Below are 21,633 nucleotides of genomic sequence, written 5' to 3' on the forward strand. Positions count from 1 at the left end.
GGGGTAGCGTCCCGCCCCGCGTGGAGACGCCGCCCCCTTCCAGGCCCCCGGCCGAGGTCCGGTCCCAGCTCGTGGGTCCGCTGCTCGCATACCTGCGTGCGACGGGGCACGACCCGTCCCCGCTGGTGGAGCGCTTCGGGTTCCCCGCCAACGCCGCGTTCCTGCCCGAGCTCAGCCTCCCGCTCGCCACGCTGCACGCCTTCCTCGACGCCGCGGAGACCCTCTCCGGCGACGCGTTCCTCGGCCTGCACGTTGCCCAACGCGTGCCGCGCGGCACCTATGGCCTCGTGGAGTACATCGCCCGGGCCTCGCCCACGGTGCGCGACACCTTCCGCGCCCTGGCCCGCTACATGGCGCTGCTGGAGCCCGCGTGGCTGGCGTCCTTCCACGACGCCGCCGACGGGAGCGGCACCTTCGCCTACGGCATCCCCGGCGAGCCCCTGGCCTACGGCCGCCACGCCAGCGAGTACGGCCTCGCCCTCTTCGTCCACGTGGGCCGCCAGCTCACCGAGCGCCCCTGGCGCCCGCGCGCCATCGTCTTCGCCCACCCCGCCCCGGCGGACCTCCGCCCCCTGGTGGAGCACTTCGGCGTCACCCCGGAATTCGGCGGAGGCCGCAACGCGCTCACCCTGGACGCGGCCACCCTGGAGCTGCCCGTGGTGGGCGCCGACCCCGTCCTCCTCTCCGTGCTGGAGCGCGCGGCCGGAGCGCCCCCCGCCGCCACCCCGCCCGCCAGTCCCCCGGCGCCCGACTTCGTCCAGCGCGTGCGCGAGGTCATCCGCGCCGCCCTCCGGGAAGGAACACCCCAGGTGGGCGACGTGGCGAAGGGGCTCCACGTCAGTCTCCGCACCCTCCAGCGCCGCCTCACCGAGCACGGCACGTCCTTCCAGGACGAGGTCGACACGGTGCGCCGTGAGCTGGCCTTCCAGTACCTCAAGGACGCGCACCTGGGCGTCAGCCAGGTGGCCTTCCTCCTGGGCTACTCCGAGCTGAGCACCTTCGACCGCGCCTTCAAGCGCTGGACGGGAATGACGCCCCGCGTCTGGCGCGAGGGCGGCGAGGGCGGCTGAGCCCGGCCCCCAACCCACGGAGTCTGGCGTCCGCTGCCAGGAGTTTGGCGCGTCCGGCCAGGAAACCTGGCGCGACTTCCCATACCGTCACCGGGCTCCAACTTCCCTTCCCCGGAGGACGCATGCTCAAGCCCCAGGTGGTCGCCCTCTTCGACGAGTACTATTCCTCGCACCAGCACCCCACCAACCGCCTCACGCACAAGATCGCCATCCCCCTCATCGTCCTGCACATCGTCACGATGCTGGACTGGGTGCACCTGGTGGCCGTGCCGGTGCTCCCGGGAGGAGTGCTGACGCTGGGCATGGTATCGCTGGCGACGTCCGCCATCTGGTACCTGCGGGCCGACGTGAAGCTGGGCCTCGTCGTCATCGCCTTCATGGCCGCGTGCTTCCCGCTGGGCCGGATGCTGCCCACGTGGAGCGTGGTGGCCATCGCCGTATTCGGCTGGCTCGTCCAGCTCGCCGGCCACAGCGTCTGGGAGAAGAAGTCGCCCTCGTTCCTCACCAACCTCGTGCACGCGCTGGTGGGCCCGCTCTTCTTCGTCGCGGTGCTCATGGGTGACTACGTCCTCAAGCCCCAGCAGCCGGCCGCGGCCCCGGTCCGCGCCTGAGCGCCGCGCCCATGAGCTTCGCCGACAAGCTGCGCGCTTGGATGCCCCTGCACGAGAACGGCGTCAGCCGCGCCGTGCACTTCGTGGGCGCGTACCTGTTCAGCTTCTCCCTGCTGGTGCCACTGAGCCTCGTGCGCTTGCCGGTGGGAGGCATGGAGCTCACCGCCGCGCATGCGCTGGTGGTGGCAGTGGCCCTCTACGCCATCGCCCTGGAGTGGACGGCGGGGCTGCTGATGGCCCTGCCCCTGGTGCCCACGCTCGCCGCCGCCAGCGCCGTGGCGGCCCTGCCCGGGAGCACGGCCGCCTCCGTGGCCGTGGGTGTCATGGTGGTGCGCTTCGCGCTCGTCGTCGGCGCGCACGTCGTCTTCGAGAAGAAGACCCACGGCCTGTCCCTGGGCGGACCGCTGCTCTTCTTCATCGAGCCGGTGTACCTGCTCACGCTCGCCCTGTTCGCCCTGGGGCTGAAGCGCGAGCTGCACGCCCGGGTGACGGCGGGCGGCGCGCCCGTGGCCCGGCTGGCGGTGTGACGGACTGAAGAGGGGGCCTCCTCCACCCGTGTGGAAGAGGCCCGCGCCCCGGCAGACGTTCGGCGTGACGGACTGAAGCAGGCCCGTGGAAGCGACTCGCGGGCCCGCCGCCTACGTCCCGGTAGCGGCCTGGACGGACGGCACCGCATCCGCGGGGAGCCGGCCGTCGAGCGCATAGACGACCACCGCCTCGCGCCGGCCCTTCACGTGCGTCTCGCCCAGGCGCTCGCCGGAGAAGCGGCCACCGCCCTTCCGCCAGGTGCTCTCGCTCACCAGGATGTCCACGCCGTGCGCCTTGGTGAGGCCCTCCACGCGCGACGCCAGGTTCACCGCGTCGCCGATGACGGTGTACTCGTGCTGCTCGGCGCCCCCGAGCATGCCCGCCGCCACCACGCCGGTGTGCAGGCCGATTCCGATGCGCAGCCGGGGCTGGCCGTGCTGCTCCCGGTGCGCGTTGATTTCCTCCAGCTTCGCGCGCATGTCGAGCGCCGCTCGCATGGCCAGCTCCGCGTGGTCCTCGCGGTCGTCCGGCACACCCCAGCACGCCAGCATCCCGTCGCCCAGGAACTTGTTCACGATGCCATCGCGCGCCAGGACGATGTGGGTCATGTGCCCGAAGTAGTCGTCCAGCAATTCCAGCACCTGCCGCGGCTGGAGCGTCTCGCTCAGCGAGGTGAAGTCCCGGATGTCGCTGAAGAGGATGGTGACCTCGCGCTGCACCGGCTGCAGCGGCGCGTCCCCGAGCTGCATCACCCGCTCCACCACCTGCTTCGGCAGGAAGCGCGAGAGTCCATCGCGGCGGCGCAGGTTGAGGAACATGCCGCTCACCTCCGCGTTCGTCATGGCGATGAGCGTGCCCAGGGCCACGTAGCAGAAGACGACGAAGCTGACTCGCGACAACGAGCCTTGCCCCGTATGCACCGCTACCAGCGAGTACGCGGCGGACGACAGCGCCGTGGACAGCAGCACGTGCAGCCCCGAGTAGCGAGCCACCGAGAAGGCCAGCACCATTCCCAGACTGGCCGCCAGCATCCCCGCGTCGAAGTGGCCCGTGCGGTCCCAGGCATACCGAGCCATGAAGGAGTAGAAGCCGGTGTCCACCAGCGTTGTCGGCAGCGGAGCCCACCGGGCCCGCTTGGCGTGGGGCCTCTCGGCGCGCAGCACCAAGAAGGCACCGAGGGCGAACACCGCATAGGCGCCGAAGAACAGCAGGCGCTTCAGGTCCAGGTCCAGGTCCAGCCTGGAGGGGTCCGGGCTCACCTTCGCGAGGCCGCCCTGGCTGACAAATATCAGGCACAACACCGTCAGGCGGACGACGGACACGCGGCGCTCGCCTCGGAGCGAACTGTCCGCCAGCACCATCTCCTCGTTGGCCCGAGCCAGCGCGAAGCGCGCCACCGTGGTGTCCCGGCCCTGGCCCTTGTCGCGTCGGCGCATGGTGACGTGTTCCTCCGGGTTCGTCCGAGGTAGGGGCTTCAGTGGAAGCGAAGCGCGCCGGTGGCCCGCAGCTCGCCCACGGGCTCGCCTCGGGTGGTGCGCAGCACCGGCTCCGCATGTTGCCTCAACTCCGAGATGGGCAGCGAGAGCCCCCGCCGCTCGCCTACCTGCCGGAGCACCGAGAGCAGCGCGGGAGGCGAGCAGCGCATGTCCCCGTCCTCGACCTTCAGCGCCACACCCAGCCCCAGCGCCGGCAGCGCCGCGCAGTAGATGCCCTCCGCCCCCACCTTGGCCACCACCGCGCCCCGCGCCGCCGACATGATGTCCGTGCAGGGCCGTCCCGTGCCCGCCACCAGCTCCGGGTGCGCCACCATGGCCTCGCGCAGCCGCCGCGCCGCCGGCTCCGACGAGGCGCCGAAGCGCGCATAGGAGGTGGCCATGGCGCGCAGGGACAGGCCGAAGCACACCGCCGTGTACCCGTCCACGCCCAGGCGCAGCGCGTCGCGCGACTGCCCCGTCCAGCGCATCACCTCCGCGAGGGCGCGCTCCTGCACGGGGTGGCCGGCGCGCTCGTAACCCTGGGTGGGCCAGCCGTGGTGGCGCGCGAGCGCGAGCATGCCGGCGTGCTTGCCCGAGCAGTTGCTCCAGCGTGGGGTGATGACGACACCCGCGCGCAGCGCCTCGTCCGCCACCGCCTGGGACAGCGGCGGATGCGGGCCACAGGCCAACTGGTGCTCCTCACAGCCACAGGCGCGCAGCATGGACGCGGCCAGCGCCCGGTGCACCGGCTCGCTGGAGTGCGAACCACACGCCAGCGCCAGCTCGCGCGAGCCGAAGCCGTAGCGCTGCGCCACGCCGTCCTGCACGAGCGGCATCGCCTGGAAGGGCTTGGCGGCCGAGCGCCAGTAGGTGAAGCGCTCCGGGTCCCCGGCTTGCGCGACGAGCGCGCCCTCCGTGTCCACCACGGCAACGGACACGGCATGGACGGACTCGACGAGGCCCGAGCGGGTGGTCTCGATGGTGAGCGTCGACATGGCAGGGCGCCATAGCAGGACCGGCGCCGCTTTGCGCGGCCCCCTCCCACGCCCGGACAGTCCGCCTGTCTGCCCTGGCCCAGGGGATAAGTGGCTGGCGCTGGCGCACGGCGCCGGCTTGCTGTTGAAGTCGCGCCCCCCTGACGCGGGACGTCCGAGCCCGCCCCGCTGGAGAAAGCCGCCGTGCTCCGCCTCTTCGTCCCGTTGCCCGACCCCGCCCCCACCGACGTGGACCTGACCGGAGAACGCCGCCACTACCTCCTCCATGTCCTGCGGCTGGCGCCAGGCGACGCGCTGGAGGTCTTCGACGGCCAGGGCCGCGCCTTCGAGGCCCGTGTCGCGAGCGTGGGCGAGGAGGCCGTGCGCGTGTCGCTCGGCACCGCGCGCGTGGCCCCTCCGCGCCGCGCGGTGGGCGTGCTGCAGGGACTGCCCAAGGGAGACAAGCTGGAGCTGGTGCTGCAGAAGGGCACGGAGCTGGGCGCCACCGCGTTCTATCCGGTGGCCACCGCGCGCAGCGTGGTGAAGCTGGAGCCGAAGCGCGCCGAGGAGCGCACCGCGCGCTGGACGAAGATTGTCGAGGAGGCCTCGCGTCAGTGCCGCCGTGACGACGTGCCCCGCGTGGAGACCCCGCGTGCGCTGCTGGACGCGGCGCGCGCGCTGCCCCCCGGCACGGTGCTGCTGGTGCTCGACGAGGAGGAGTCCGCCGTGCCGCTGGGCGAGGCCTTCCGCGCCGCGGGCCCGGGCACGCCGGTGGCGCTGGTGGTGGGCCCCGAGGGAGGGCTCGCTCGCGAGGAAGTCGAAGAGCTCCGGAAAATCGGTGCGCGCAACGTCACCCTGGGCAAGCGCATTCTCCGTACGGAGACGGCGGCGCTGGCGGCCCTTGCGGTGATGATGCACCTGGACGGGGAACTCGGGTAGCAGGCGGTCAGGCGTACGCCCGGGCTGAGCGGGTTCCCAATGTTGGATGGTGATTCCTAGGTTTCTGCCGTCCGGGACCTCATGCGGTCCCTCAACCTAGGAGAGACACTCATGGGGATCATCGCATTCATCGTCATCGGCCTCATCGCGGGTCTCATCGCCCGCGCCATCCTTCCGGGACGGCAGAGCATGGGTCTGGTGGCCACGACGCTGCTGGGCATGGTCGGTTCTCTCGTCGGCGGTCTGATTGGCTCGCTCTTCCAGCGGGACGGGCGGCTCTTCGACCTCCATCCGGCGGGCATCATCATGTCGGTGATTGGCGCCATCGCCGTACTCTTGTTGGTCGGGGCAGCGGGACGTCGGCGCGTCCATGCCTAGGGGTGAATGCCCCCACACGGAACGTCCCCAAGGGGACGTGCTGAGCCAGCGGTTGACGAGCCCCTGACGGTTCCCCAAGCAAGGAACCTCGGGGGCTCGCACTTTTCTTGCTCCCCGCTCATGGACGTCTTTTCATGTAGCGCCGTCCAAGCCGGAGGAGTCCCGTTGTCCAAGTGCCTGAAGTGCGGTGCCATGCTTCCGCCCGTGGGGGATTGCTCCTCCTGCGCCAGTACCCTGCACGACACCCCGGTGCCGAGCCTGCTCGACCGGGACATCCGGATTGACCGTCGCACGGCCGAGCGCGCCGCGGAGCCAGCCTTCGTCGAGGCCGCGCATGCGCCTCCGTCGGTGGCCCCGCTCGCCGCGCCGCTGCCGCCTCCCGCCGCGCCGCGTGCCGCCGCACCCCAGGCCGCCCCCCCGGGTGTCGCCGCGCCGCGCATGCCCGCGCAGCCCCCGGGCGTGGCCGCTCCTCGCGCGGCGCCTCCGGCCGCCGCTCCCCGCATGGCCCCCGCGCAGCCTCCGCCTCCCGGTGTTGCTCCGCGCGTGGCGCCCGTGCAGGTCGCGCAGCCTCCCGCGGCTCCGCGAGCGGCGCAGCCTCCGGCCGCGTTCTCTCCGATGACTCCCGCCTATGGCACGCCCACGGCTCCGGCACCTCGCGCTCAGGCGCCGATGCCCGAGGCGGCCGCGGCCCCTGCGCCCGCTCCGGCGGGGCTGCCTCGGATGGAGTCCGCGGCGCCGGCTCCGTCGGGTCTGCCGCGCATGGAGTCCCTGCCGCCGACACCCGCCGCCACCGCCAACATCGGCATCGCGCGCGCCGAGGCGATCCGCGCTCCGCCCTCCGCGGCGACGGCGAAGCCCCAGCCCGCCTCCAGCAAGGGCGAGGTGCACGCGCGTCCGGCCTCGCTGTGGCGCCGGCTGCTGTCGTTCACCATCGACACGGCGGCCATCGCTGGCGTGGCCGCGCTCTACATCACCCTCGCCTCGTCGGTGACGGGGACGAAGGCGCCCGAGGCCGGGCTGACGGGCCTGGATGCCTTCGTGGGGTGGCTGCGCGCGCTCCATACCGTGCTGCTGCCCGGGTTTTTCCTGGTGCTGGTCCTGGCCGTCGTGTACTGCGCGGTGGCGGCCTTCCTGTGGAACGGGCGCACGCTTGGCCGGTTGCTCCTGGGTCTGAGGCTCGTGGACACGCATGGCCTGGCCCCGGCACCGGGTCGCGCCATCGTGCGCGCGATGCTCTCCAGCCTGTCCTTCGTGCTCTTCCTGGGCGGTTTCTGGATGGCGCTTTTCGACCGACGCGGGCAGACACTGCATGACAAGCTGACGTCCACCTTCGTCGTTCAACCAAGCTGACCCTCCGTTTCATTGTGCCTTGCGGCCGCGGCCGTAAGATGCCGCGTCCTACATGCCCGCCCGCCTCGCCCAGCTTCTCGTCTCGCGCATGCTTCTCTCCCAGGAGAAGGCGGGGGAGGTGCTGCGCCAGCACCAGGCACAGGGCGGGCACCTGGACACGCTGTTGTTGGAGCGGGGCGTCGCCGGTGAGGCCGACGTGCTCGCGCTGCTGGGCGAGGTCTCCGGCTTCCGGCCGGTGAACCTGATGGACTTCGAGCCCAACCCGGACGTCGCCTCCTTCATCCCACCGAAGCTCGCCGAGCGCCTGTGCGTGGTGCCGCTGTCGCTGGACGGCAGCACGCTGCACGTGGCCTGCGGCTACCCGGTGCCGAAGAAGGAGCTCGACGAGGTGGGCTTCCTGCTCGGCAAGCCGCTCGAGCTGTGGGTGGCCGCGGAGGTGCGCATCCGCGAGTGGGTCTCCATCATCTACCGCCAGCCGCTGGCGCCGCGCTTCGCCCAGCTCTCCGCCGCGCTGGACCCCGAGCGGCGCGCCGCGACCTCCCCTCCTCCGCCCCCGGCCGCCGCGCAGGAAGACTCGCTCACGGCGGACATGGTGGAGCGCCTGGCGCGCTCCGTGGCGCAGGAGCCGCTTCCCACCGAGGTGCGAGCCACGCCGCGCGAGGCCGCAGCGCCGAAGCCTCCCGAGCCGCAGCGCCCGCCTCCGCCTCCGCCCGAGGCGGCCAACCCGGCCCCGCCGGCTTTCGTCCGCGCACCGCTGCGGCTGAACATGCCGAAGGACGAGCCGGCCCAGGCGCCGCCCCCTCCCGCGCCGAAGGCCGCGCCGCCCGTCGTCGTCGCCAGCGCCCAGCCCGCGGCGCGTCCCACGGCGACGCCCGCCATCCAGGCCCCGCCGCCCGCGAGCCGTCCCGCCACCCCTCCGGCGGTGGCCACCCCTCCTGTCATCAGCGGCCCGCAGCCCGCGGCCCGGCCCGCCACGCCTCCAACAAGCGCCCCGGCGGTGTTGCAGCCCGCCTCGGCGGCTCCTGCCACCGGCCCCGCTCGCGCGCCTTCCAACGGGGTGCAGCCCGGCGCACCGCAGCCGTCGGCCGCACCCCAGCAACGGCCCGCCGCTCCGGCTGCGCCCCAGGTGTGGCCGCCCGCGCCCGCCGCCGCTCCGGCTGCGCCCCAGGTGTGGCCGCCCGCCAACGCCCAGCCCGCTGCCGCGCCGGTGGCGGCGAGGCCTGTCGTCGCGCCTCCTCCACGCCCCGCGCCCGCGGGAGAGCCCGCGTTCCTCGTCTTCCCCAACCCCAGCGCTCCGCCGCGCCCGCAGCCCGCCGCGCCCGAGGCCCGCGCGCCGCAGGCGCCGGTGGGACAGGACGTGCCGGACTGGACGCTGACCCAGGCCCGCGCCGCGCTGAAGGAAGCCACCAAGGACCGGGACCGGCTCATCGACGTGGCGCTGCGCTTCGGCCGCCGCACGTTCGACTACGTGGCCTCCTTCGCCGTGGTGCGCGGAGCCGCACAGGGCCTGGAGGCTCGCGGCGACGGCATGACGGGCGAGCCGCTCACGCAGGTGTCCGTCCCGCTCGACGCGAGCAGCGTCTTCCGCACGGTGGCCGTCACCCGAGGCAGCTACGCGGGCCCGCTGCCGCCGGACGCCCTCACCCGGCACTACCTGGAGCTGTTCGGCCGGCAGACGCCGCGCACCGTCTTCCTGTACCCGGTGGAGGTGAAGGGCCGGCTGGTGGCCATCCTCTACGGTGACTGCGGGCAGAAGCCCATCAGCCAGCGCCGCCTGTCCGACTACATCCTGTTCTGCCAGGACCTGCCGGCCGCGTTCCAGGAGCTCATCCTCTTCCGCAAGCAGCGCCTGTCGGAGCTGCGCGCGCCGGACGAGGAGGAGTTGACCATCGACGTGGACGTGCCGGTCGCCGCGCTGCCAGCCCCCGCGCCCGCGGTGGTGGCGGGCCTGGGCTGGAGCCCCTTCTTCGGCCGGGGCGCCGGAGGCACCATGGGCCGCGCCGCCGCGCTGCCGCCCCGCGCGCAGTCGCAGGAGGAGCGCCCGCCGCCGGACTTCACGCCGCTGCTCAAGCGCCTCACGGGTCCGGACGCCGCGCAGCGCTCCAACGCCATGGCGGAGCTGGCGCGCTCGCCCGAGGCCAGCGCCAAGGTGCTGGCGCAGCACTTCCCCGGCCCCACCGCGTGGAGCCGCCTGCCCGTGGTGGAGCTGCCCGAGGCGGACGAGCTGGGCCCCATTCCCGGCGCGCTCTCGCGGCTGGGCCGCCCCGCCGCGCATGCCCTGGCGCCGCTGCTGGACTCGCACGACGCGGACACGCGCTACTTCGCACTGCTGACGGCGGGCAACCTGCCGTACGTGGAGCTGGTGGACGGCGTGCTGCGCGGCCTGTTCGACCTGGAGCCGGACATCAACAGCGCCGCGCGGGTGGCCGCCTCCGCCCTCAAGCAGCTTCCCCGGTTGGACGCCGCCCTGCGCGACCTGCGCCAGGAGCTGCGCAACCGGGACGCGATGCGCCGTGCGCTGGCCGCGCGCGCCCTGGGCACGCTGCATGACCGGGAGGCGGTGGAAGGCCTCATCCAGCTCACCGGCAGCGACGACGAGATGTGCGCCCAGGCCGCCGCCGAGGCGCTGCGCGACGTGACGCGCGCGACCTTCGGCCAGAGCCCGCGCCAGTGGACGCAGTGGTGGGCGGAGAACCGCAGCCGTCGCCGCGCGGACTGGCTCATCACCGCCCTGCGCCACCGCGAGCTGGACATGCGGCTGGCGGCGATTGAAGAGCTGAGCCGCGCCCTCAACGACACGCTCGGCTACTACGCGGACGCCCCCGAGGCCGAGCGCGAGGTGGCGGTGCGCCGCTGGGAAGCCTCTGCGGTAGCCCCCGCCAACGCGCGCCGGCTGGGCATGCTGTAGGGCTCCGTCCCAGGAGGCCGCGATGACCGGCGGGATGTGGATCAGCCTGGTGGCGTGTGTGGGGCTGCTCGCCCTGGCGGGGCTCGCGCTCTCGCGCGTGGGCCGCAGCCCGCTGGCGCTGCCGCTGTCGTTGCTGTCCATCACCCTGGCCACCTGGAACTTCTCCGGCTTCGCGCTGGAGCGCCTGGACGATGGGGGCTGGCGGCTGCTGGGCTTCGCCGCGGGGCTGATGACGGTGCCCTGCACGCTGCACTTCATCCTCGCGTTCGTCGGACGGCGGCGGCGCTCGGCGTGGGCGATGTTCGGCAGCTATGCCGTCTTCAGCGCGCTGGGCCTGGTGATGCTGGCCGGGCTCTTCGCGCCGTCGCTCGCCGAGCACCTGCTCTCGCTGCGCTTCGGGCTGACGGTGACGGCGCTGGTGACACCGCCGCTGGGCGGAGGCTTCACGCTGCTGGTGCTGCACCTGCGCCGCACGCACCAGCCGGACGAGCGCGCCCGGGCGGGGCTGGTGCTGCTGGGGCTGACGCTGCTGGTGGCGCTGCTGCTGACCGAGCTGGCGGCGGAATTGGGGCTGCTGGTTCCCCGGCTGGGCAACATCGGCACGCTGCTGGGCCTGCCGGTGATGGGGACGGCGGCGCTGCGCTTCGGACTCTTCGGCCGGGACGCGGGAGCGCCGCGCATGGCGCTGCACGCGGCGGCGGTGGCGGGCGTGGGCGTGCTGGCGTACCTCACCGTCTTCCGCCTCTTCGCCGCGCAGGCCGCCACGCTGGTGGTGTGCACCACGGCCGTCACGTTCGGCCTGGTGGCCGCCACGCGCCGGGGCGTCACCGCCTACGTCACTCGGAGCGAGCGCATGGAGCGGCTGGCCACGCTGGGCCGCTTCTCCGCGCAGATGGCGCATGACCTGAAGAACCCCATCGCCGCGATGAAGGGCGCCGCGCAGTACCTCAAGGAGGAGCACGCGCGCGGGCAGCCGTGGGACGGGCACGGCGAGTTCCTGGACCTGCTGCTGGAGCAGGTGGAGCGGCTGGACCGGGTGGTGGACACGTACCAGCGGCTGGCGCGCGTGGAGCCGCTGCCCCGGCCCGTGGACCTGGGCCGGCTGGTGGAGGGCGTGCTGTCGCTCCAGTCCTTCGCCAGCCCGGGGCAGGTGTCCATCCTCCGCGAGCTGACGCCGGGCCTGCCGCCCTGCTCGGGGGACGAGGACCTGTTGGCGAACGCGCTGGAGAACCTGGTGCGCAATGCCTTCGAGGCGATGTCGAAGGGAGGCACGCTCACCGTGCGCACGCTGCGGGATGGCCCGGGCGTGGCGGTGGAGGTGGAGGACACGGGCGAGGGGATGGACGCACGCACCCGTGAGCGCGCCTTCGACGACTTCTACACCACGAAGGCCTCGGGCAGCGGCCTGGGGCTGGCGTTCGTCCGGCGGGTGGTGGAGGCACACGGCGGCGAGGTGTCCCTGACAAGCCGGGAGGGTCACGGTACGGTGGTTCGCATGCGCCTGCCGGCGGGTATCCCGCACATGTCGACCGGGGAAGGAGAGGCCGCGTGAGCGAGCCATTGAAGGGGAACGTACTGCTGGTGGACGACGACCCGGCGGTGGCCAAGGTGCTGGGCGCGCTGCTGACGCAGGCGGGGCTGACGACGCACACGGCCCGAGACGGGCAGGAGGCGCTCGCGCTGCTGGGGCGCAAGCCCATCGACGTGGTGGTGAGCGACGTGCGCATGCCCGGCATGGACGGCATGCAGCTGCTGTCGGAGGTGGCGAAGAGCTGGCCGGACGTGCCCGTCATCCTGCTCACCGCGCACGGCACGGTGCCGCTGGCGGTGGAGGCGATGAAGGCTGGCGCCGCGGACTTCGTGCTCAAGCCGTTCGACCGGGAGGAGATTCTCTTCACCGTCCGCAAGGCGCTGCTGCGCGCGCACGACGACACGGCGCGCGAGCCGCTCCGGGCGCCGGGCCCCTTCATCGGCCGCAGCCGGGCCATGGCGGACGTGCAGACCATGCTGGCGAAGGCGGCCACGGGCACGGCGACGGTGCTGCTGCGCGGCGAGTCCGGCACGGGCAAGGAGCTGGCGGCGAAGGCGGTGCACGACGGCAGCCCCCGGCGTGCGGGGCCCTTCGTGAAGCTGCACTGCGCGGCGCTGCCGGACACGCTGCTGGAGAGCGAGCTGTTCGGCTACGAGAAGGGTGCATTCACCGGCGCGGCCACTCGTAAGCCGGGGCGCGTGGAGCTGGCGCACGGCGGCACGCTGTTCCTGGACGAGGTGGGCGACATCCCCCTCTCCATGCAGGTGAAGCTGCTGCGCGTGATTCAGGAGCGCGAGTTGGAGCGGCTGGGCGGCACGCAGCCGGTGAAGGTGGACGTGCGCTTCGTCGCGGCCACGCACCAGCCGCTGGAGCAGTTGGTGAAGGAGGGCCGCTTCCGCGAGGACCTCTTCTACCGGCTCAACGTGGTGCCGGTGGAACTGCCCCCGCTGCGCGCGCGCCCGGAGGACATCGAGCCGCTGGCCCGGCACTTCCTGGAGGCGCATGCGAAGGCCAACGGCCGGCCGCCCTTCACGCTGACCGATGATGGGCTCGCGGTGCTCCAGGCGCAGCCGTGGCCGGGCAACGTGCGCCAGCTCCAGAACTTCCTGGAGCGGCTGGTGGTGCTGTCGGACGGACAGGTGCTCTCGGCGGCGGAGGTGACGCACGAGCTGGCCCGCCAGCCAGGACTGTCACCCTCCCCCACCATCATGGCCGTGGCGAGGCCTGGCCCGGGCGCTCTGCAGCCCGCGAGCGCACCGGCGGGAGGTACGGATTCGGGCCTCACGCTGGAGTCCCAGCGCAAGGGCATGGAGCAACAGGCCCTGGTAGACGCACTGAAGCGCGCGGGCGACAACCGCACGCTCGCGGCGCGGCTGCTCGGCATCAGCCGGCGCACGCTCTACAACAAGTTGGAGGAGCACGGGCTGCTCTGAGGCAGACCGCGGGCCTCACACGGGCTTCAATCAGAATACCCGAATTTCTGCTTTGCTCTCACCGGGGCCGGACAGTCCCGCCCCTTGAAAAGCGAGAGCCTCGTGCAGAGAAGCCCCATCTCCAGAGCCCTGCCGTTCCTCCTTGCCTTATCGGGCACCCTCCTCGCCTCGGGATGTGGTGCAGGCGAGCAGCCCCCTGCACCCGTCGCCCAGGAGCAGTCCCTCTCGACCGACACGAGCGAGTTGTACGTCGACACCACCTCGCTCTGGATCTCTCCAGTCATCAGCGTCTGTTGGGAGAATCCGACGACCGCGAACGCTACCGAGCGGGCCTGGGTGCAGAACGCGGCCGAGGGCACATGGGGCAGTGTGTCGCGGGTGGACTTCGTTGGCTGGGGCACGTGCACCTCGACCTCACGCGGCATCCGCATCCGCATCGCGGACACGGGGCCGCACGTGAAGCAGCTCGGCAGCCGGCTGGACGGCTACGTCAACGGCATGGAGCTCAATTTCACCTTCGCCAACTGGGGCCAGAGCTGCCAGTCCCAGCGGGAGTTCTGCATCCGGGCCATCGCGGTGCATGAGTTCGGCCATGCGCTCGGCTTCGCGCACGAGCAGAACCGCCCGGACCGGCCGTCCACCTGCACTGAGCCCGCGCAGGGCTCCAACGGCAACCTGATGATTGGCGCCTGGGACCTCCGGTCGGTGATGAACTACTGCAACCCGGACTGGAACGGGAACGGACAGCTGAGCGCGACCGACATCGCGGGCGTTGTGCAGCTCTACGGTGACGTGCTGTCGATCCGGGAGTATGGCTACAACCAGGGCTGGCGTGTGGAGACGCATCCACGTATCGCCGCGGACGTGAATGGGGACGGACGCGCGGACATCGTCGGCTTCGCCAATGGGGGCGTGTACGTCGCGCTGTCTACCGGCACCGGCTTCACCGCTGGCCAGATCTGGTTCCCGGAGTATGGCTACAACCAGGGCTGGCGCGTGGATCAGCACCCGCGCACCGCTGCCGATGTGAATGGAGACGGACGTGCCGACATCGTCGGCTTTGCCAATGGAGGGGTATACGTCGCGCTGTCCACCGGCACCGGCTTCACCGCTGGCCAGATCTGGTTGTCGGAGTTTGGCTATGACCAGGGCTGGCGCGTGGAGGTGCACCCGCGCACCGCCGCGGACGTGAATGGGGACGGACGTGCCGACATCGTCGGCTTCGCCAATGGGGGCGTGTACGTCGCGCTGTCTACCGGCACCGGCTTCACCGCTGGTCAGATCTGGTTGCCGGAGTATGGCTACAACCAGAGCTGGCGCGTGGAGCAGCACCCGCGCACCTCTGCCGATGTGAATGGAGACGGACGTGCCGACATCGTCGGCTTTGCCAATGGGGGGGTATACGTCGCGCTGTCCACCGGTACCGGCTTCACCGCTGGCCAGATCTGGTTGTCGGAGTTTGGCTATGACCAGGGCTGGCGCGTGGAGGTGCACCCGCGCACCGCTGCCGATGTGAATGGGGACGGGCGTGCCGACATCGTCGGCTTCGCCAATGGGGGCTTGTACGTCGCGCTGTCCACCGGCACCGGCGTCGCCGCTGGCCAGATCTGGTTGCCGGAGTATGGCTACAACCAGGGCTGGCGCGTGGAGCAGCACCCGCGCACCCTGGCGGACATCGATGGCAACGGCCGCGCCGACGTCATCGGCTTCGACAACGACGGTGTGAGCACGCACTTGTACTGAGGTACCCGGATTCTTCCGCACCTCACGCCGCGCGCCGGCCTCACGGCGCGCGGCCCCGGGCTCGGTGCCCGCTCACTCGCCCGTGGGCACCATCGCCCCCGCCAGTGCCTCCATCTCGTCATGGAATGCGCGGATGAGCGCATGCGGGTCCGGAACCCGGCCCGCGTCCGCGGCCACGCCCACCGTCACCTGCCCGGCGTAGCTGAAGAGGCTCACCCCCAGGCCCAGGTGTCCGGCCTGCGGCACCCAGAAGGTGAGCCCGCCCAGCTTCGTGCCCGCCACGGACACCGCCTCGCGAGGGCCCGGCACGTTGGTGGCCACCAGCGTCGCCTTGGAGCCGAAGGCATCCACCATCGTCCGCTCCAGTGGCGCGGGCGCATACCCCAGCACCTCCAGCGCGCCGAACGTCAGCACCGCCTCCGGTGAGCGCTTCACCATGTCCATCCGCCGCGCCAGCTCGAGCAACCGCCGCCGGGGATTGCTGATGTGCACCGGCAGCCGGAGGAACACCACCCCGAAGCGGTTGCCCAGCTCGCGAGGCACCGGCTCGTCCAGCGGACGCAGGTTCACCGGCACCAGGGCGTGCACATCCTCCGGAACCACGTCGCGCGACTCCAGGTAGCGCCGCAGCGCCCCCGTCACCGCCGCCAGCAGCACGTCGTTCACCGTGCCGCCCAGCGCCTGGCCCACCGCCTTCACCTGCGCCAGCGGCACCGGAGCCGACCAGGCGGCGCGCTTCTCCTGCCCCAGCGGCCCGCGCAGCGGCGTGTTCGGGTCCTGGGGTATCACCAGCAGCTTCCCCATCGCCGCCAGCCCCTTGGCCCCCTGGCGCACCAGGTCTCCCGCGAGAATCGGCTCCGCCGCCAGCTCCGCGCCCTTCTTCAGCACCGTGCGCGCCGTCCCCGCCACCGCCCGCGCCCCACGCATCCACCGTGACAGCCCGCCTTCAGAAGGCGCACGTACCTCACGAAGCCCGGGCGCCACGCCCTTCTCCGCCCCCTGCGCGTCCGTGAGCGTCAGCAGCACCCGCGCCAGCGCAATCCCATCCGCGAGGCAGTGGTGCAGGCGGCACAGCAGCACGTCCCCGCCCTCCGCGCCCTCCAGCACGTGGAACTGCCACAGCGGCCGTGAGCGCTCCAGGGGAGTGCTCATCCACTCCCCCACCAGCGTCTCCAGTGCGGCGCGGTCTCCCGGGGGCGGCACCGTCAGCCGGGACAGGTGCGCGTCCAGGTCCAGGTCCGGCACGTCCTCCCAGTGGGGCACGCCCACGCGGCCTGGCACCACGCGCTGCCGGAAGCGCGGGTAGCGCTCCACCAGTCGCTCACGCACCACCGCCTGGAGTTGCTCGAAGTCCAGCCGGCCCTCGAACCAGAGCACGGCGGTAATCATCATCAAATTCGCGGGTTCCTCCATGTGGAACCACAGCGCATCCACGCTGGCCATCCGCTCGTGCGCCGCCATTGCTCCGCGTCCCTCCCAGGTGCGCGGGGTTCTACTTCATCCCGCCCTCCGGTGGCGTGCGGTCGAACTGGAAGGTCTGCTTGCTGGCGTCGTCCACCATGAGCGTCAGCGTGCCCTCCTCGAGGTCCCAGCGGTACGTGCCGCCGCGGAACTTCAGCTTCTTGCGGGTGAGGGGAATGACGCGCTTGTCGCCGCACACCGGCCCCACCGCCTGCCCGTCCTTCGTGCGCAGCGACACCCGGTCCTTGCCGGACAGCTCCACCAGGCCCCACGCGCGGACCACCAGCTGGTTGCCCTGCCCCAGCGTCGCGTCCTCCAGCTTGGTGCGCAGCACGAAGCAGCCGTTGGGCATCACCTGCAGCGTGCGCTCGTAGTCCGCGCGCGGCTGCGCCTCGAGGCGCTCGGGCCCGCCGCCGTCCACCTCCTCCGGAAGACTGGCCGCCGACAGCGTCCACGTCCCCACCAGCTCCTTGGGAACCTTCGCCGCGGAGGCGGGCAGCCCCTGGCACGGGTCCGCCTTCTCCTTCTCCGGACTCGGCGGGGCCGGCTCGAAGGAGCGCTTGCAGGTGTTGCCGCAGGCGCGCGCCGAGCACTGGGTGTCATCCGGAGCGCACCCGGCCTTCTCCGTACACAGCTTGAGCCGCGCCAGCGCCTTCTCGCAGTCCTCGCGCAGGCACCGGTCCACGCACTCGGCGTCGATGCACTCGGCGACGCACGCCCAGTTGGTGGCGCCGCACACGCCGGCCACGGTGCGAGGGCGCTCGGAGGTCGTCTGGGCGGCGGCCAGGGCGGCGGCGCCCAGCGACAGGGACACGACGGCGAGGAGGACTCGGGAAGAGGGCATGCCTCGGCGAAAGCTAGCCACGCCCCCACCGGGCCCCAGCCTCCCCCCTCCCGGGCTGTCCACCCGCTAGCACTGCGCCCGAGGGCTCTGCCCTCAGGTGAACTGCCAGCGCCAGGTGCGAACGTCGCCCGGGTCCGGCAGCTCCAGCTCGAAGGAGAGCGTGTCGAAGCGCTCGAATTCGCGCGAGTCCACGCGCAGCAGCGTCATGCCCGCGTGGTTCTGCCCGCGCAGCGGCGACACGGTGAAGGACAGCTCCGCGTCGAAGGCCACCTTGTAGAAGAGGCAGAAGCCGTCCACCCGGCCCTCGTCCACCACGGGCCGCTCGTAGCGCACGCGGTGCGGCAGGCCATCCGCCGCCATCGTCTCCAAATCGAAGGCGAAGGCGGGCTCCGGGTCGCACAGGAGATGGTCCACCTCGTACGAGCGGATGACGCGCGTGAAGTAGGACGGGTTCATCGCCTCGCGCAGCGTCTGGAGGCAGCTGTAGTCCACGCTGGGGAAGCGCTGGCTCCAGATGAAGGGGAGGCAGGCCTCGTCGCGAAGCTGCACCGGCTCCACGAAGACCTCGAAGCGGTTGGGGAGGATGCGCCCGCCCGGCTTCAGCATGCGGGTGCGCAAATCCAACATCCTCGGCACCAGGCCCGCGTCGAAGAGGGCGTCGCCCAGCAGCTCGTGCAGCAGCACGTCCACCTTCTCCGGCGGGTGGTACTGCCAGGGGTGCGAGCGCACGAAGTCGATGTGCTCCAGCCCGTTGCGCCGCGCCACCCACTGCGCCGTGTCCAGCAGCCGCGAGCCGTCCACCGCGTACAGCTTCTTCGGATGACGGGAGGCCGCCAGGAAGGTGCGCAGACCCGTGCCGGTGCACGCATCCATCACCACGTGCCCGGGGCGCACATACCGCTCACACGCCTTCTGCCAGACGTCCACCCGTTCCGGGTCCGCCAGCGCGTGGTCCTGCGGCGCGGGGCTGGACAGGGACAGCAGGTCCGGCACGACATTGCGCAGCGGGAGCTGGGACACCAGTGGCAGGTGGCTCAGCCGCGAGCGCAGATCCATCAATGCCTGGCGAGGCAGGTCGAGCAGATTCGGCATGGCATCCCCCCGGATGCTTGGATGGTTCGAGCCACTTTCCCGGACCGGCCTTGCTCCGGGATTTCCCACCATGCGGGACTTACCGGCACGGGCCCATAGACCGAAGGGGCAAGATGATTGTCCCCGGGTGAACAGGCGCCCGGCCCCGGTGTCACGGCGTCGTGGCGCGCAGCTTCGCACCGAAGGCCAGCAGCCGCTCGCGGGCCTTCACCAGCTTCTCACGGGGGATGGAGAATACCGCGCGCGCCCGCTCCGGGTCACCGCACCACGGTCCGCCGTTGAGCACCACGTGGGTGTGCGCGTAGACGACGGCGGGCAGGTTCTCCGGCGTGAGGCGCTCGCCGTCCACCTCGCGGCCCAGCCACGCCGTCATCCGGGGTGACAGGAAGAGGCCGCCCGCGTCGCCCGCGTCCGAGCGCCCATCCCCCGGCAGCGCCTGCGCCAGCAGCTCGCGCTTCTCCGCCAGCTCGCGCCGCATCTTCGTCAGGAAGGCGCGCAGCGCGCGGTGCCGCGTCGGGTAGAGGAGCTGTCCGTCCGGGCTGCGCGCATAGGCCGCGTACAGGTACGCCGCGGCGCGCGCCGTCAGCAGATGGAGCACGCCGGGGCCGCTGTCGCGCACCGCCGCGGCCAGGGCCCTGTCCCGCGTGGCCAGCCAGCCCACGCGCAGGCCGCCCGCGGCGAACTCCTTGGACAGGCCGCCCAGCAGCACCGTGCGAGCGCCCACGCCCGGCACCGCGCCCTCCAGCGTCACCGGGCTGTGCACCGTCTCCGCCGTGGGGCTGGTGAGGTTGACCAGCCCGAAGATTTCGTCCGACACCAGCAGGCAGCGCTGCTCCACCACATAGGTGGCCAGCGCCACCAACTCCTCCTGTGTGAGATAGGTGCCGGTGGGATTGGAGGGCTGTGAGACGACGACCGCGTCCGGCGCGACGCCGCCCTGCCCCCGCCGCGCCAGGAGGCCGGACAGCGGGCCCAGCTCCACGTCACAGCCAGCGGACACGAAGGTGGGCGCCAGCACGCCGTAGCAAGGAGTGGCGAGGAAGACGCGAGGCGCGCGCCCCAGCCGCCGACGCAGCGCCACGCCCAGGTGGTGGATGAGGGGCCAGACACCCGGTGCCATCGCCACGTCCTCCGGGGCGTAGCGCGCGGCGCGCGTCTCCAGCAGGAAGGCGGCCACCGCCTCGGCGAGGCCCGTCTGCGCGCCGGAGTCGCGGGGCGCGGTGCCCGCGGCGATGAGCCCCTCCACCAGCGGAGGGGGTAGCGGGCCCTCATTCTCCCCGTAGTCCAGCCGCACCAGCTCCGCGTCATCCTCGCGGAACACCTTGGGCGCGAAGGCGGGGAAGCCCGCCAGCCGGGCGATGCGCTTCGAGCGGGGCAGCGGCACCGCGGGCGCCGGACGCACGGCGGGCGCCTCCGGCTCCGCGAAGGAGATGCGGAAGGAGAGCAGGTCCGCGAAGGTGCGCTCGTAGAACCCCTGCGCCAGCGTGCTGATGCGCGAGTACGTCACCTCCGCCGCCACCTCCAGGTCCGCCCGCAGCGGCTCCGGCACGGGGAGCAGCAGCGTCAGCTCCAGGTCCGGCCACACCGCGTTCTTGATGAGGCCGTAGAGCACGACGAGGTTCGGCGAGTACGGCTCGCGCGCGAGGAACTCGAACAGCGTGTGAGGCTCCACCGCGCCGGTGATGTTGAAGAAGGCGCTCTCGTCCAGCACCACCCAGATGCCCCGCCGTGCTGCCTCCGCGAGGATGTCGCGCAGCACGGCGAGGTTGGTGCGCTCGCCCGGCTCCACCGTCAGCAGCACCAGCTTCACGTCGAAGGCCGTCAGCAACTGGCGGACCTCGTCCAGCGTGGTGTGCGTCACCGTGGTGCGCACGCCCGCCTTCTCCAGCGCCCGCGCGTAGAGCGGCTGCAGGTTGCGCGACACCAGCACCTCGTCGCCCACGTCGCACGTGGCCATCAGCAGCGAGTAGACGGCCTGCTCCCGCTCGGGCGCGACGAACAGCTCCTCCTCCGTCAGCCGCAGCCCGAAGTACCGGTCCAGGTAGCGCACCACGCGGCGGCGAAAGGACGCGTCCCCCGCCTCGTGCGCGTAGGGCATCAGCGGCCCGCGTGCCAGCCGCGCCGACAGGTCCGCCACGAAGCCGAGCTGCTCGGCCGAGGCCGCGCCCAAATCCAGCTCCTCCTGCAACGGCGCCGCGCCCAATTGCCGCAGGGCCGCGCGCAGCGCCAGCGTCTCCCGAGGCAGCGCGAGCTGCGCCTCCCACACGGCCACCTCGTGCCACACCGGGTGGCCCGCCTGCAGCCAGCCCAGCGCCGTGGCCGCGCGCAGCGGCTCCGGGCTGTGCGCCTCCATGAAGAACTCGAACTCGCGTCCGGTGCGCTGCTCCAGCGTCACCAGCGGGCGGATGTCCGTGTCCGCCGCCTGCATCACCCGCCGCGCCACGCGCACCCGCGTAGTGAAGCCGCGCCGGGTCAGCATGCGCTGGATGATGAGGCGCCCGGGCCGGCCCGCGAGGTTGAGCAGCAGCCGCCCGCCCGGCGCCAGCCGCTCCGGCGCCTCATCCAGCAGCCGCGCGATGAGCCCCAGCCCGAAGTGGTCCTCGTAGACGTTCTGCAGCGTGCAGTAGTTGGACAAGTCATACAGCGCCTGCTCGTCCGCCTGGGACAGCTCCGACGGCAGCTCCTCGCCGCGCAGCACCTGGGGGATGCAGCCCACCACGAAGTCCCACGAGGCCTCCAAGGGTACGCCGCGCAGCAGGTCGCTCTCCCCGAAGGACAGGCGCGACACCAGCGCCTCATCCCCGTTGAGCCACGCGTTGCACCGGGCCACCACGGGCGAGTGCGGGTTGAGGTCCGCGCCGTGGATGTGCGCCAGCCGGGTGAACTTCGCCAGGGCGATGCAAATCCACCCCGAGCCCGCGCCCACCTCCACCAGCCGCTTCCCGGCGTACTCGTCCAGCGGCACGCTCAGCAGGCCCTCCATGAAGGTGTAGGCCCACGCCTCGGGGGCGAAGATGGACGGCAGCAGGAACAGCTCCAGCCGCTCCTGCGAGGCGCCCACTACCACCGTCACCGTCACCAGCCGCAGCGGCGCCGTCTCCGGCCGGTTGCGAGCCAGCTCCGCCAGCTCACGCAGCTCCACCAGCGCGCGCGGACGTCGGTCCGGGTGGGACAGGTCCTCCGACAGGGCACGCAGCAGGTGGAACGCATCGCGAGGTGAGGCGGGGTAGGTGGGCATGGCGCGCGGACTGTCCCGGGCGGCATGGGCCGTGTCAACGACATCACTGTCGTCCCCA

General features: G+C 72.3%; 17 protein-coding genes. 10 read left to right on the plus strand and 7 right to left on the minus strand.

Annotated features, from left to right (window positions below; genetic code table 11):
- Positions 1-71 precede the first annotated feature (71 nt).
- The 3 genes from G4D85_RS03745 to G4D85_RS03755 all read left to right on the plus strand — a co-directional run bounded on the left by G4D85_RS03745 (position 72) and on the right by G4D85_RS03755 (position 2,208).
- Positions 72-1,070: an AraC family transcriptional regulator gene (locus G4D85_RS03745; RefSeq protein WP_240359056.1), complete on the plus strand. Its 999-nt coding sequence runs from the start codon at positions 72-74 to the stop codon at positions 1,068-1,070.
- Between the two features lie 122 nt (positions 1,071-1,192).
- Entirely contained in the window at positions 1,193-1,681 is a 489-nt protein-coding gene (locus G4D85_RS03750) for an Mpo1 family 2-hydroxy fatty acid dioxygenase (RefSeq protein ID WP_164007909.1), read from the plus strand.
- An 11-nt stretch (positions 1,682-1,692) separates the two neighbouring features.
- Complete coding sequence (locus G4D85_RS03755) at positions 1,693-2,208, plus strand: DUF962 domain-containing protein (protein ID WP_164007911.1); 516 nt, start codon at positions 1,693-1,695, stop codon at positions 2,206-2,208.
- 111 nt (positions 2,209-2,319) lie between these two features.
- On the opposite strand, the gene G4D85_RS03760 is transcribed toward G4D85_RS03755, so the two are convergent.
- Together G4D85_RS03760 and G4D85_RS03765 are read right to left on the minus strand one after the other, a co-directional pair.
- Positions 2,320-3,645 carry an adenylate/guanylate cyclase domain-containing protein gene (locus G4D85_RS03760; RefSeq protein WP_164007913.1) on the minus strand — a complete coding sequence of 442 codons (1,326 nt, stop codon included), beginning with the start codon at positions 3,643-3,645 and terminating at the stop codon, positions 2,320-2,322.
- 38 nt (positions 3,646-3,683) lie between these two features.
- Positions 3,684-4,679, minus strand: a complete 996-nt coding sequence (locus tag G4D85_RS03765) for an asparaginase (protein WP_164007915.1) — start codon at positions 4,677-4,679, stop codon at positions 3,684-3,686.
- A gap of 183 nt (positions 4,680-4,862) precedes the next feature.
- Here G4D85_RS03765 and G4D85_RS03770 point away from each other — a divergent pair, with 183 nt between their 5' ends.
- The 6 genes from G4D85_RS03770 to G4D85_RS03795 all read left to right on the plus strand — a co-directional run bounded on the left by G4D85_RS03770 (position 4,863) and on the right by G4D85_RS03795 (position 13,197).
- Positions 4,863-5,597: a 16S rRNA (uracil(1498)-N(3))-methyltransferase gene (locus tag G4D85_RS03770; RefSeq protein WP_164007917.1), complete on the plus strand. Its 735-nt coding sequence runs from the start codon at positions 4,863-4,865 to the stop codon at positions 5,595-5,597.
- 111 nt (positions 5,598-5,708) lie between these two features.
- Positions 5,709-5,975 (plus strand): GlsB/YeaQ/YmgE family stress response membrane protein, encoded by a 267-nt coding sequence (locus G4D85_RS03775; protein WP_164007919.1) that lies wholly within the window; start codon positions 5,709-5,711, stop codon positions 5,973-5,975.
- Between the two features lie 192 nt (positions 5,976-6,167).
- Positions 6,168-7,325 (plus strand): RDD family protein, encoded by a 1,158-nt coding sequence (locus tag G4D85_RS50185; protein ID WP_275900265.1) that lies wholly within the window; start codon positions 6,168-6,170, stop codon positions 7,323-7,325.
- Positions 7,326-7,377: 52 nt separating this feature from the next.
- Positions 7,378-10,233 carry a GspE/PulE/PilB domain-containing protein gene (locus G4D85_RS03785; protein WP_164007922.1) on the plus strand — a complete coding sequence of 952 codons (2,856 nt, stop codon included), beginning with the start codon at positions 7,378-7,380 and terminating at the stop codon, positions 10,231-10,233.
- A 22-nt stretch (positions 10,234-10,255) separates the two neighbouring features.
- Positions 10,256-11,785: a sensor histidine kinase gene (locus G4D85_RS03790; RefSeq protein WP_164007924.1), complete on the plus strand. Its 1,530-nt coding sequence runs from the start codon at positions 10,256-10,258 to the stop codon at positions 11,783-11,785.
- Positions 11,782-13,197, plus strand: coding sequence for a sigma-54-dependent transcriptional regulator (locus G4D85_RS03795; RefSeq protein WP_164007925.1), 1,416 nt, complete (start codon positions 11,782-11,784; stop codon positions 13,195-13,197). Before G4D85_RS03790 ends, G4D85_RS03795 begins: the two co-directional genes overlap by 4 nt.
- 26 nt (positions 13,198-13,223) lie before the next feature.
- On the opposite strand, the gene G4D85_RS48785 is transcribed toward G4D85_RS03795, so the two are convergent.
- Positions 13,224-13,481: a hypothetical protein gene (locus tag G4D85_RS48785; RefSeq protein WP_205525402.1), complete on the minus strand. Its 258-nt coding sequence runs from the start codon at positions 13,479-13,481 to the stop codon at positions 13,224-13,226.
- A gap of 52 nt (positions 13,482-13,533) precedes the next feature.
- Here G4D85_RS48785 and G4D85_RS03800 point away from each other — a divergent pair, with 52 nt between their 5' ends.
- The gene (locus G4D85_RS03800; protein ID WP_205525403.1) at positions 13,534-14,940 is read left to right on the plus strand and encodes an FG-GAP-like repeat-containing protein; all 1,407 of its coding nucleotides are present in this window, start codon (positions 13,534-13,536) and stop codon (positions 14,938-14,940) included.
- Between the two features lie 72 nt (positions 14,941-15,012).
- Here G4D85_RS03800 and G4D85_RS03805 read toward each other — a convergent pair whose 3' ends face one another.
- The 4 genes from G4D85_RS03805 to G4D85_RS03820 all read right to left on the minus strand — a co-directional run bounded on the left by G4D85_RS03805 (position 15,013) and on the right by G4D85_RS03820 (position 21,575).
- Positions 15,013-16,401, minus strand: coding sequence for a WS/DGAT/MGAT family O-acyltransferase (locus tag G4D85_RS03805; protein ID WP_164007927.1), 1,389 nt, complete (start codon positions 16,399-16,401; stop codon positions 15,013-15,015).
- Positions 16,402-16,432: 31 nt separating this feature from the next.
- The gene (locus G4D85_RS03810; protein ID WP_205525404.1) at positions 16,433-17,245 is read right to left on the minus strand and encodes a hypothetical protein; all 813 of its coding nucleotides are present in this window, start codon (positions 17,243-17,245) and stop codon (positions 16,433-16,435) included.
- A gap of 93 nt (positions 17,246-17,338) precedes the next feature.
- The gene (locus G4D85_RS03815; protein ID WP_164007929.1) at positions 17,339-18,337 is read right to left on the minus strand and encodes a class I SAM-dependent methyltransferase; all 999 of its coding nucleotides are present in this window, start codon (positions 18,335-18,337) and stop codon (positions 17,339-17,341) included.
- Between the two features lie 151 nt (positions 18,338-18,488).
- Positions 18,489-21,575, minus strand: coding sequence for an aminotransferase class I/II-fold pyridoxal phosphate-dependent enzyme (locus G4D85_RS03820; protein WP_164007932.1), 3,087 nt, complete (start codon positions 21,573-21,575; stop codon positions 18,489-18,491).
- Positions 21,576-21,633: the final 58 nt, after the last annotated feature.

The organism is Pyxidicoccus trucidator (assembly GCF_010894435.1).
GTDB lineage: Bacteria > Myxococcota > Myxococcia > Myxococcales > Myxococcaceae > Myxococcus > Myxococcus trucidator.